Genomic DNA, 12,225 nt, shown 5'->3' on the forward strand with positions numbered 1-12,225 from the left:
AGCCCCTTGAAGGCGGTATTCGACCATGCCAAGCTTAGCGCCATCAGTCCGGTTTAAGGAATACCATGACGCCGCTTGACCTTTTTTCTCTTCCCCAATGGATAGCCATTTCCGCCCTTTGTTTTCTTTTTCTGATGATCGGGGCTCTCATTAATCAGATCCTCACCCGTAAACGCTGGGAAAGCCTTGATGCACTGCGTATTGAGCAGCATCAAGCCGCCATCTGCGCCCTTGAATCACAATTGGACGAGCACAAAAACCAACTCGACGATAAAGAAGACCGACTGAGCTTTTTTCAAAACCGCATTGAGGAAGTCAGCCAACGTTACGGTGAAGCCAAGGCTGAGGCACAGCGGTTACCCGAACTTGAGCAAAAGCTGGCCGACACCCATAGACAATTGATGGAAGCCCGGCTGGAAACCGCCAAGGCCATCGCCATGCAACAGAGCATCAGTGCCAAGTTTGACGCCGAGCGGCAGGCGTTCGAAGAAAAGCTGGCCCTGCTGGAATCAGCAGAAGCCCGGTTAAAATTGCAGTTTGAAAACCTTGCAAACAAAATTTTTGAACAGAGAGCGGAGCAGCTTAAAGGGCAGAATTTATTGCAGCTTGATGCGGTAATCGGCCCTCTAAAACAACAAATTGACGGTTTCAGAAAACAAGTCAATGAATCCTATTCAATTGAACAGGCCGAGCGCAGTAGCCTTAAACATCAGCTCGAACAACTGGCATCCCTTAATGTGAAGATGAGCCAGGACGCCATCAACCTGACCAACGCCCTCAAAGGTGACAATAAACAGCAGGGCAACTGGGGAGAAGTCATACTGGAGCGGGTGCTCAGTGAAAGCGGCCTGCGTGAAGGTCACGAGTACCACACCCAGCAAGAATTGAAGGCCGAGAATGGACAAAAGTTCAAACCCGACGTGATAGTCCACCTGCCCGGCGAAAAAGACGTGGTGATAGACGCCAAAATGTCGCTCACCGCTTATGAGCGCTATTTTAACGCCAGCGAGGATGCCGACAAGGCACAGGCCCTCAAAGAGCATGTACTGTCGGTCAGAAGCCATATCAAGTTGCTCTCACAAAAGGATTATCAACACCTCCACGGCCTTAAAACCCTCGATTATGTGTTGATGTTTATTCCTGTGGAACCCGCCTTTTTATTGGCACTTGAGCAGGAGCCGGGACTGGTTGGCTACGCCCTTGAACACAATATTATGCTTGCCAGCCCAACCAATTTGTTGGTTGCCCTGCGCACAATTCACAATATCTGGCGATACGAATATCAGAATCTGCATGCACAGCACATCGCTAAGGCCGCGGGCAAAATCTACGACAAACTCTGTATTTATGTGGACGAAATGGACAAGTTAGGTCGCTCGCTGGACACGGCGCAGAAAAGTTTTCAATCAGCGATGGGCAAACTCTCCACCGGCCGCGGTAATCTTATTCGTCAAGCCCATCAAATGCGCCAGCTTGGCGTTGAAAGCAGTAAACAGCTAGACAAGCAACTGCTTGACAACGCCCTTGACGACAGCATGGAAGCCGGAGAGGACGACGATACTGTAGCCGACACTCTGGCCGTCAATGGTTCAACGCCAGTGCCACATCTGACTAACCAGAGACAGTAATCACGGAGGAACTTGCACCATGCTGAAGCAGTTTTACGGCATTTGTCTCACATCACTCATCTTCATCAGCCCGCTGGTGTCTGCCGATATCAAGGATGACCGGCAACAGTTTCTCAAGGCGGAAAAAGCCCTGCGGGAGGGTAATAAGGCCCAGTATGCCAAGTTGAGAAAAGGCCTGGATGATTACCCCCTGGCCGTTTATCTCGACTTTGATGCCCAAATCGACAGTCTGGTGATGCTGCCGGGGAGTAAAGCCCAAACGGCGATTCAGGCATTTCAGAATACGCCTTTTTATGGCAACGCCCGCTACCGTTACCTGCTCACCGCAGCCAAGGGGGCTCGCTGGGAAGATTTTCTGGCCATTAGCCCGGACGCGCCAAAAGATACCGCGCTCCAATGCCACTACTATCAGGCCTTACTGGCCGTGGGTGACAAATCCCGAGCCAATGAGGGGGCCCGCCGCTTATGGCTAAACGGCAGCTCAATGCCGGATGCCTGCGATCCCTTGTTTACAAAATGGGCCAAAGCAGGCCATCGCAGTCAGGAGCTCATCTGGAGCCGTATGTTCCTCGCCTTTGATGCCCGGGAAGCGTCACTCCTGAGCTACCTGGCCCAAAAGGTTACCAATTACCCCAAAGAAGCCCAAAAGCTGCTTGCCCTGTACAAAGATCCGAGAAACCTCAGGCACATGGACAGATACAAGGCCAAAGCGCCTGTCATGGCCGAAATGGTAGAGTTGGGACTCAAGGCGCTGGCACGCAAAGATTTAAAAGAAGCCGTGTCATTGCTGGGTAAATACGAAAAATCAGGCCGTTTCACCAAGGTACAGGCACAAAGCCTGCACGCCTTTATGGTCCGCCGAGTGTTACTCAGACAAGAAGAGTCTCTGCTGAGCTATGCCGAAAAACACCTGCCACCACTCGCATCGGACGATCTGACAGAGCTGAGGCTTCGCTGGGCGATACGGGATGGTGACGAAAAAGCCATAAAGCAGTTTCTGCCGCTGTTAAGCCGTGAAACGGCTGCCAAGGAACGCTGGCAATATTGGCGTCTCAGGTACGAGACCAGCGCTGGCGAGAGTGACACCCTCTCGGCGCAGCTGGCTGCCGACAGAAGTTTTTACGGATTTCATGCTGCGCAATCTCAGGGCATGAGCCCAGCGCTCAATGAGGTTAAAGCGAGTGATGTATCCGCTTCCTCTGATGCCAATCTCACGCAGGGAGCAGATCCCGCTCTGGCCAGGGTAAAAGAGCTCCTGGTCTTGGAGCGGCCACGTCAGGCTCGTGTGGAATGGCTAGGACTGCTTGGTCGGGAAGATGCTGCCGGCAAGGCAAAATATGGCAACTGGGCGCTGGAAAATGGGCTGTTCGCCCTCTCCGTTGATGCGTCTATTCAAGGCAAATTCTGGGATGATTTGGGCATGCGCTTCCCTCCCGCCGAAGAGCAAAGCTTTGCCAGAGCCGCTAAACGCCATAAGCTCAATGCGGAAGAACTGAGAGCCATCGCCCGCCGTGAAAGCGCGTTTAACCCCATAGCGCAGTCCGCTGTGGGTGCCCGGGGGTTGATGCAGTTGATGCCAGCCACAGCGAAACAAACCGCCAAAAAACAAGGCATAAAGTACAGCGGCGAGGGATCGCTGTACGAGCCAGCACTGAATATTCAGCTGGGCAGTGCCTATTACGCAAGTTTACTCGAGCGGTATAACAATAATCGGGTACTGGCAACGGCGGCCTATAACGCCGGACCATCGAGGGTGAACGCCTGGCTTGCTCGCAGTGAGGGTAAACTGGATGTGATGGCCTTCATCGAATCCATCCCATTCACCGAGACCCGGGAGTACGTGCAGGCCGTATTCAGTTATCGATTAATTTACGAGCATCGAAAAGGCAATACCACGCCCCTTTTCAGCGAGGCTGAGCTGAAATTCAAATACTGAGTCGACCCAGTAATGCGTCAGGGGGCAAGTCCCCCTGTTACGCCTCGACTTTACCGGCCCCTGTGCAAGTCACCTTGTGCCAGTCCCCTGTAACCAGTCCCATCGGCTTAACCACCTGAATACATTTACGGCATACGGCGCACAATAGACGAATAAAGGTCACAATGGGGTTGCAAAATCGAGGTTAATGAGATTTATTTGCATTAATCTCATTCCCGGTGTGTACCATGACCTCATTCTCCGCCCCATGTCCCCGCCCTATTCTGATGGGCTGTGAATACCAACCGTTAATTTGTCTGGCCAGCGGTAACACTGTCGCCTACGAAGCCCTATCACGCTTTTACAGTAGCGACGGCCAGGCCATTGCCCCGAACAGGATATTTGAAGTGCTGCACGAGCGTCCGCAGGCGCTGGCCGAGCTTGAACTGGCAGCAAAAACCTTTCAGCTGCAGCACGCGCCAAAAGGTATGCCACTGTATCTCAATCTGGACCCACACAGCTTGGCCGCCCAAAGCCCAGTGAGCACTGCGCTGTCCGCCTTACTGAGTCAACCCCAAAAACCGCACACGCTGGTTATTGAGCTGATTGAAAATACCTGTATTAACGATGCCTTGATGGCCTCACAGCTACTGAATTCTCTCCAGAGCGCAGGGATGCAGGTCGCGCTGGATGATGTCGGGGCCCCCCACGCAATGTTATCCCTTGAGTTGCTATCCCGCGTTGATTGGATTAAGTTCGACCGCCACTGGCTGAGCCGGTTGGACGTGGCAACGGATGCCAATTTGCTTGATTCGCTGGTGTCCTATGCCAAAGTCACCGCCAAGGGGACAGTACTGGAGGGGATAGAAACCCAGGCTCAATTGCAGCGCGCCGCTACGCTGGGGATCAACCTGGCGCAGGGATTTCTCTTTCAAGACAGGTTCTTACAACCTGATGACAAGTCAGTTATTTCGGCGTCGATTCTGCGAGCATTTGATGACTGTAACGCTGGATCACTCATCGAAAATTGCGCATAGTAAGGTTTTGAGTTCCCCCTGAGGATGAAAGGATGCAGGAAAACACCGCAGCCCAAAATGCCACCGAACTGGAAAATCTGATTGCCCAATTACAGCGGGTTCTGCTGGGTAAACCCAAGCAAATTCGCCTGGCACTTTGCTGTGTACTGGCCCGCGGACACCTGCTGATTGAAGATCTGCCCGGGATGGGAAAAACCAGTCTGAGTCAGGCCATGGCAAAGAGCCTTGGTCTCACTTATCAAAGGGTTCAGTTTACCAGTGACATGTTGCCTGCCGATATTCTCGGTGTATCCATCTACGATAAAGCAATGAACCAGTTTGTATTTCATCCCGGCCCCCTGTTTCGCCAGATGGTGCTTGCCGATGAGATTAACCGCGCCAGCCCCAAGACCCAAAGCGCGCTGCTGGAGGCAATGGCCGAAGGCCAAATCACAGTCGATGGTAATACCCATCCACTGCCAAAACCGTTTTTCGTGATTGCAACGCAAAACCCCACCGACCAATCGGGCACCTTCCCCCTGCCCGAGTCTCAGCTTGACCGTTTCATGATGCGAATATCCCTGGGGTATCCGAGTAAAGAAGCCGAGCTTGCCATGCTAAAAGGGCAAGGGGAAAACCCGGCTTCAGCGTTGCCTCAATGCATCAGTCCCCTGGGTCTGATGCAACTTCAGGCAGAGGTAGACAAAATCACCAGCTCAGATGCGGTGCTGCACTACTTATTGGCATTGGTAGAGGAAACCCGCACTCAAGGTGAAGGCTACGGCCTGTCCCCCAGAGCCACCAAGGCCCTGCTCGCCTGTGGCAAGGCCTGGGCGTTTCTCAGTGGCCGCCAATTCATGGTGCCGGAAGATCTGCAGGCTGTGTTTGTGGCGGTTGCACAGCACAGGCTCAGAGCCAGCAGCCAGCATCAGGGCCAAAGTCTGGCCGAACGTGTCCTTGGCGCCGTGAATCCCATCCGCTGATGGCCAGGGGCATATCTGTCAGGCTTGAGCCATTCCTTGCCAGGCGTTTACCGCCCGCACGGGAGCAAACCCTCAGCCACAAGGGGATCTTTATTTTGCCCAGTGGTTTTGGGCTTGCCTGGCTGGTGTTAACGACCTTGCTGTATCTGCTTGGCACCAATTATCAAAACAATCTCATCATTGGCATCAGTCTTTTGCTCGTCAGCCTCTTCGTCAGTTGCATTATCTACAGCTATCGCAATCTCGAGGGCCTGACTCTGAAGCGTTTAACGCTGCCCCCCATCTATGCCGGCGAAACACTCGCCATGCCATTACAGCTCAGTACCCAAAGAGATGCTCATCAAATCGCCCTTGCCTATCCCGACATCAATCCTGTGTATGCGTCGGCAAATACCACTCCTAACGAGGTGCTGATCCCTATCCCCACTGAGAAGCGTGGCATATTAAGCCCCGGACGGCTGAAAGTTGAGTCCCGCTTCCCGCTTGGGTTAATGCGCACCTGGACCTGGGTTGATCTCGACATCGCTCACCCGGTGTTTGCCGCCCACAGACAGGATACCCTTATTCAAACACCACAATCGGACGGGGATACCCAAGAGCAAGGCTCTTTGGTCAGCGGCATGGATGAATATCAGGGGCTAAAGAACTACATCCCGGGAGAATCCCTCAAACAGGTCGCCTGGAAACAACTGGCACAGGGACGGGGCATGTTATCCAAAGATTTTGCCATGCCTCAGGGGGCGCCCCGTTGGCTGAGTTTGCCTCTTCAGATGCCCGAAGGCCGGGAACACTGGCTCTCGGTACTGTCTTATTGGGTGGATGAGTTAAGCAGTCGACAACAGATCTTTGGGCTCAGCTTACCCGGATTAAACATTGCCCCCTCGTCCGGGGATGCCCATCGTCTGGCCTGTCAGGTGGCAATTGCCACCTTCGATTCAGCCCCAGTAACTCTCAGAACTGCCGGAAGCGATCCTGAACCAACCCCCGAAGGCCCGAACTCCCGCGCAACATCACATGGAAGGATATAAATGATGGGACCTTCCACCAAACACCACGCAGAAATTATCGGCCGCAGTACACTCTTTTGGTTGCTGCTGACTCACTTTGCGCTCATAGCTCCCCTCGCCGAAAAATCGACCCCATGGACCCTCGCCATCAGCGCCATCTGCCTGGTTTGGCGGGTTGGGATTTTCTATGGCAGGGTCGCGCGGCCACCGCGGCTCTTGGTAACAGGGCTCGGCATTGCCTCTGCTATCACACTGGCCTTGGTTGGCAAACAGATAGGTCTTCTCAACGCCTTGATGAACCTGCTAATCCTCGGCTACTCATTGAAAACCATTGAAATGTTGGGTAAGCGAGATGTGCGCACTGTCATTCTGGTGGGGTATTTCCTGATTGCCATCAACCTCATTGATAATCAGGGAATAGGTGCCATGGCACTGGCCTTGACGCTGTTCTGGCTTAATACCCAATCGCTGCTGTCTCTTTATCGCGATCCTGGGAGCAAACGCGATGCCCTGGCCGTAAAACTGGTATTGCAAAGCCTGCCATTGGCCATACTGCTATTTTTAGTGTTGCCAAGACTGCCACCACTTTGGATGGTACCCAGCCTCAAGAGCAGTATCACGGGCCTTGGCAGCGAAGTCGGATTTGGTGATATCAGTAAACTGACCCAATCCGATGCGTTGGCATTCAGAGCCAGATTCGATGGCCAGGTGCCGGCCAATCCGGACCTCTATTGGCGCGCGCTGGTGCTGGAAGACTACGATGGTGCCCATTGGCGACAACACATTGGGATAAAACGGCTCGAACGGGAGGCCTTTCTACTGGGCAGCGGCCGCGCAGCGCCCGCAGATGGACCGCAGCAGACATCAAACCGTCCCCGAAAAGACCGGTTGAATTACGAGGTCATTGCCGAGCCAAGCGGTCAACGATGGCTGTTCGGTTTGGATGTGGCACATTCCGATACCCAGGGTGTGGTTAACCTGCCTGATTATCGCCTGTTTGCATTAAGACCGCTGGATGGACGTTTTCAATATCGCGCCAGCGCCTTTGATGCCCGTATGGACTCAAGGCTCCCAGACAGTGTGAGGCGCCTTAATCTTTCGCTTCCCGATGGGATTAATCCCCGCACCCGTGAGCTGGTCAGTCAGCTTAAGGCCCAAAGCGATTCACCACAGGACTTTGTCCAAAGGCTGATGACAAGGTTTCGTACAGAAGCCTATTTCTACACCCTGTCACCGCCGCCGGTGGGCACCGCCCAGATAGATGATTTCCTGTTTGATAATAAAAAAGGCTTTTGTGTGCATTACGCCACCGCCTTGACGTTTATGGCCAGAGCCGCAGGTATTCCGGCACGCCTTGTCTCGGGTTATCAGGGTGGCGAGCTGAACCCTGGGGCCGGTTATGTCAGCGTCTATCAGTATATGGCGCACGCCTGGAGTGAAGTTTGGTTTGAAGGCCGGGGTTGGGTTCGGGTAGACCCCACCGCCATGATAGCCCCTTCCCGTATCCTCGATGGCTTTGATGCCACTTTCAACCCGGATGAGAGTTACCTGGCAGAAAACCCTTTCAGTGGGCATAGAGTGAAGGAGATCCCCTGGCTGAATAATCTCAGGCTGAAGCTCGCCAGTATTGATTATTACTGGAGTGTATGGGTACTGGGTTTTGACAATGAACGCAGGGAAGGTTTGCTTAAAGGTCTCCTTGGCGGCCTTAACCCCACCCGCCTAGTCCTGTTTGTATTGGGGATATGTGGCGCCATTTTGCTGTTTGTGGCCTGGCAGGCGGGCATTTTGCGATTACCCGGCAGGCAACCCCCCTTGCTTATGGCGTTCGCACGGATTGAAAAGTCCCTGACCTCTATCGGGCTGCCACGGAGAATTGCCGAAGGCCCCGCGGATTATGCGGCCCGAGTGGGCGCAGCGATGCCGCCACTGGCGATAGACCTTAGCCGCTGGGCCCTGCAGTTCAGCCACCTGAGATATAGCAGTGACAAACCAAGCCCGAGGGCACTGCAACGCTTTGTCAAAGATAGCCGTGTCCTTGCCAGAGGCATCCGTAAACAAAGCAAAATTTCAACGACCACCCCTGACTGAGTTGAATGGGCTAAGTCAGTCTCATACAATGAGTTTTCTTTGCTCCAGGTAGCAAGGCCCTTTCTCGGGGACGCATTTTTCAAAGGGATAGCATGTTCACACTCGTTCAGTCCAATCACATGGAGCGCCTTGCAAAACGCCTGGCAGACGAACTTAATCAGGCATCAGGCAATGTGCTGGCAACGGAGCAGATTTTGGTACAAAGCCCGGGTATGGCGACCTGGCTCAGATTGGAAATCGCAGCCCACAATGGCATAGCCGCCGCCCTGAGCTTCCCCCTTCCCTCGAATTTTATCTGGTCACTCTGTTATGCCTTGCTGCCGGGTGTCCCCAAGGAAAACGCCTTTACCAAGGACGCCATGACCTGGAAGTTGATGGCGCTGTTGCCAAGACTGATTGAAAAGCCCCATTTCGAGCCGCTGCGGGACTATTTAAGCAGCGACTCTCCGCTCAAATTGTTTCAACTGGCCAGCCGGGTTGCGGACATTTTCGACCAATATCTGGTTTACCGCCCCGATTGGATAGTGACATGGGAACTGGGTGAAAATGACCTTAGCCCAACTGGCAGCCCCCTCACCCAAGGTGCTGCGCTGCCCGATAATTGTTTGTGGCAACCCCTGCTCTGGCGAGCCTTGGTACAATACAACCGGGATGAACTGGGGCAAAGCCATTGGCATCGCGCCAATTTGCATCAGGCACTGGTGGCTGCACTCTCCAACCCAAACACAGATATCAGTGCCCTGCCCAGGCGGCTCTTTGTCTTTGGTATTTCATCACTACCACCCCAAACCCTGGAAGTGCTCTACGCCCTTGGCAGCCGCATTCCTGTGACCATGCTCAGCCTCAGTCCCTGCCGCCAATATTGGGGCGACATAGTCGACAGCAAACTCAGGGCCAAGCTGGCGCTGAAATACAAAGCCCACAAGATGCTGCCGGAACATTGGGAAGAAACTCTCGAAGTGGGCAACCCCTTGCTCGCCGCCAACGGCAAAATGGGCCGGGAGCTGCTGGATCTGGTACTTTCGCTGCCCCCGGAGCATTTCACTCTCGACGACAGTGGCTATGAAACGAACGATGACAGCCATCTGTTGGGCAGGTTGCAAAACGATATATTGGATATGGAGGTTGCAGGTGCGCCGCTTTGTGCGGATCTCGCCCGCTATCAGTCCAACGAGGGCAAGTTTCTGCTGGATGAACAGGATAACAGCCTGGTACTGCGAAGTTGCCACAGCCCGCTTCGGGAAGTCGAAACCCTGCACGACCACCTCCTTGGTCTGCTGTCAGACCGTCAGGGCCGGCTCTCTGCCAAAAACATAGTGGTGATGCTGCCCGATGTTGCCGCCTACGCGCCCTTTATTGATGCCGTATTTGCCTCACGCAGGGGCGAACACTACATCCCCTACGCTATTGCCGATCGGGGAGCAGTAGAGGAGTCTCCCCTGATCCACGGTTTCCTGACCTTGCTCGACATCAATCACAGCCGCTTCGGCTTGTCAGAAATTCTCGGCTTGCTGGAAATTCCCGCGGTTATGGCGAAATTTAAGCTGGATGAGGAAGAGCTGTCCCGTCTCGGAAACTGGCTCAGTGAGGCCGGTGTACGCTGGGGGCGGGATGCCCAAAGCCGGGAAAAACTGGGCTTACCCGCCTTTGATAAGCATTCCTGGGCCTTTGGTATCCGCAGATTACTGCTGGGCTTTTCCCTTGGCGACGAGGGGGATTTCTATCACGGCACCCTGCCATTTGCAGGTGTTGAGGGCCAGCAAGCGCAGTGTGTTGGTAAACTGCTGGATTTTATTGAGCATCTCGATGAATTTGCAGCACGATTTGCTGCCGCCGATAGCCTTACACTCAAGTTCGCAGAACTCAGCCGCCTCACCGATACCCTGTTTGCACCACTGCCGGAATATCAGGAAGAGCTTAACCTCATCCGTGAAACTCTCTGTGATACCCAAAAAGCCCTTCAATCGTCGGCAAGCAGCGAAAGCAGCCTCAGCGATATTTCACTTGAGGTTATCTGCCAAACCCTTGGCAGCAAGCTCACCGATGCCCGGGTCGGACAACGTTTTCTGGCGGGTTCGGTGAATTTCTGTACCCTGATGCCCATGCGTTCTATCCCCTTTAAAGTGGTGTGTTTGCTCGGCATGAATGAAGGCATTTACCCCAGGGTGCAACATCCCGTGGGATTCGACCTGATGGCGAAAACACCCGCACGACGTGGCGATCGTTCACGGCGTCTCGACGACAGATACCTGTTTCTGGAAGCCCTGCTGTCAGCGAGAGAGCAGCTTTATATCAGCTTTATTGGCCGCAGCGAGCGCGACGACAGCGAGCGCCTGCCTTCCATGCTGGTCAGTGAATTGCTGGACTGCTGTGAACTGAGCGCTTATGTCTCCCAGGGGAAGCTGGTTAACCGTCTGGTGAAACAGCAGCCGCTACAACCCTTCGACCACCGGCTCTACCTGACCAATCAGGACATCACTGCGAGCTTTGCTGCCCAGTGGTGCCCGCAGGAAACCCGTCCGCCGAAGCCCTTTATCGACGCAGTACTGGACGAAGTGGATGAAGATGAGCATAAAGTGCTGGAGCTTGCATCCCTCATCCGCTTCTACCGGGATCCAGCCCGCTTTTTCTGCCAGCGACGACTCAGACTCGACTTGAGCCACAGACTCGATGCGCTGGATGACAGCGAACCCTTTGATGTCGATGCCCTCGGGCGCTATCAACTGCAGGATAAGATGCTCAACGCCGCGTTGGAAGCCGATGAAATCAGGCAGCAACTGGCTGTAGATACGCTGTGTGACAGACTTGCCGGGGCCGGTGTTTTACCCATGGCACCGTTCGACAAGCTGCTCTTTGCCAGTTACCAACGGGATCTGGCGCCCATTCTCGACCGCTGTCGCTTTATCATGGGTGAAACTGAGGGACAAAGCCTGAGGATATCACTCGTCCTTAATCAAGGGCACAAACTGGTCGGCACCATAGACAAGGTCTTTGCAAAAGGCCTTCTGGTGGCAAGACCGGGCACCGCCAAGGCCAAAGACGTGCTGGCGCTGTATCTGCGACACCTTTGTCTGTGCGCCTCAGGCTACCGGCAGAGCAGTTTCTTGTTGGATGTGGGTAACTTCCATGCCTTTTTACCCCTCACGCCCGATAACGCCCTGACAAGCCTTGAGGATTTTATCAGCCACTATTTCGAGTCAGTGCGCACGCCATCTCCGCTGATCCCTGCCCTTGCCATGACCTACATTGAGGCACTTGCCGAAGGCGCCAGTGAGGAAGAGTCGTTGGCAGAATTGAGTACCAAATGGGATGACGGCAATGGAATGGGCGAAATTGCCGAGCCCCACAACGAGCGCCTGTTTGAGTTTCCTGCAAGCTTTGCCACGCCTGCATTTACCGTCGTCGCTGAGCGGTTGTGGAAACCGCTCCTTTGCCGCTGCCATAGGGGTAAACTCGGTGAACTTGCTGACTTTGTCAGCAACCCATCGTCAATACCGCCCATATTGAGCCACGAGGCCGACGCTTATCGGTGCGAAGCTGATGAAAAAGCCGATAAGGTCACGCACCAGAGACAGGGAGAATAAG

At 54.1% G+C, this 12,225-nt stretch carries 7 protein-coding genes; all 7 read left to right on the top strand.

Annotated features, from left to right (window positions below; genetic code table 11):
- The first annotated feature begins 65 nt into the window (after window positions 1–65).
- The 7 genes from rmuC to recC all read left to right on the top strand — a co-directional run bounded on the left by rmuC (window position 66) and on the right by recC (window position 12,224).
- Window positions 66–1,628, top strand: a complete 1,563-nt coding sequence (gene rmuC, locus SAMA_RS09915) for a DNA recombination protein RmuC (RefSeq protein ID WP_011760007.1) — start codon at window positions 66–68, stop codon at window positions 1,626–1,628.
- A 19-nt stretch (window positions 1,629–1,647) separates the two neighbouring features.
- The gene (locus SAMA_RS09920; protein WP_011760008.1) at window positions 1,648–3,564 is read left to right on the top strand and encodes a transglycosylase SLT domain-containing protein; all 1,917 of its coding nucleotides are present in this window, start codon (window positions 1,648–1,650) and stop codon (window positions 3,562–3,564) included.
- 227 nt (window positions 3,565–3,791) lie between these two features.
- A complete protein-coding gene (locus tag SAMA_RS09925) occupies window positions 3,792–4,580 on the top strand; it encodes an EAL domain-containing protein (RefSeq protein ID WP_011760009.1) in 789 nt (262 codons plus the stop codon).
- A gap of 32 nt (window positions 4,581–4,612) precedes the next feature.
- On the top strand, window positions 4,613–5,542 hold the full coding sequence (locus SAMA_RS09930) for an AAA family ATPase (protein WP_011760010.1): 930 nt from the start codon (window positions 4,613–4,615) through the stop codon (window positions 5,540–5,542).
- On the top strand, window positions 5,542–6,570 hold the full coding sequence (locus SAMA_RS09935) for a DUF58 domain-containing protein (RefSeq protein ID WP_011760011.1): 1,029 nt from the start codon (window positions 5,542–5,544) through the stop codon (window positions 6,568–6,570). Before SAMA_RS09930 ends, SAMA_RS09935 begins: the two co-directional genes overlap by 1 nt.
- Window positions 6,571–8,640, top strand: a complete 2,070-nt coding sequence (locus tag SAMA_RS09940; RefSeq protein ID WP_011760012.1) for a transglutaminase TgpA family protein — start codon at window positions 6,571–6,573, stop codon at window positions 8,638–8,640. It abuts the gene before it with no gap.
- Between the two features lie 92 nt (window positions 8,641–8,732).
- Window positions 8,733–12,224 (top strand): exodeoxyribonuclease V subunit gamma, encoded by a 3,492-nt coding sequence (gene recC, locus SAMA_RS09945; RefSeq protein WP_011760013.1) that lies wholly within the window; start codon window positions 8,733–8,735, stop codon window positions 12,222–12,224.
- Window position 12,225 lies beyond the last annotated feature (1 nt).

It is taken from the genome of Shewanella amazonensis SB2B, assembly GCF_000015245.1.
GTDB lineage: Bacteria > Pseudomonadota > Gammaproteobacteria > Enterobacterales > Shewanellaceae > Shewanella > Shewanella amazonensis.

Excerpts from the sequence above, each read along its gene's own strand:
- rmuC (WP_011760007.1), top strand. The coding sequence starts at position 66 with ATGACGCCGCTTGACCTTTTTTCTCTTCCCCAATGGATAGCCATTTCC.
- SAMA_RS09920 (WP_011760008.1), top strand. The coding sequence starts at position 1,648 with ATGCTGAAGCAGTTTTACGGCATTTGTCTCACATCACTCATCTTCATC.
- SAMA_RS09925 (WP_011760009.1), top strand. The coding sequence starts at position 3,792 with ATGACCTCATTCTCCGCCCCATGTCCCCGCCCTATTCTGATGGGCTGT.
- SAMA_RS09930 (WP_011760010.1), top strand. The coding sequence starts at position 4,613 with ATGCAGGAAAACACCGCAGCCCAAAATGCCACCGAACTGGAAAATCTG.
- SAMA_RS09935 (WP_011760011.1), top strand. The coding sequence starts at position 5,542 with ATGGCCAGGGGCATATCTGTCAGGCTTGAGCCATTCCTTGCCAGGCGT.
- SAMA_RS09940 (WP_011760012.1), top strand. The coding sequence starts at position 6,571 with ATGATGGGACCTTCCACCAAACACCACGCAGAAATTATCGGCCGCAGT.
- recC (WP_011760013.1), top strand. The coding sequence starts at position 8,733 with ATGTTCACACTCGTTCAGTCCAATCACATGGAGCGCCTTGCAAAACGC.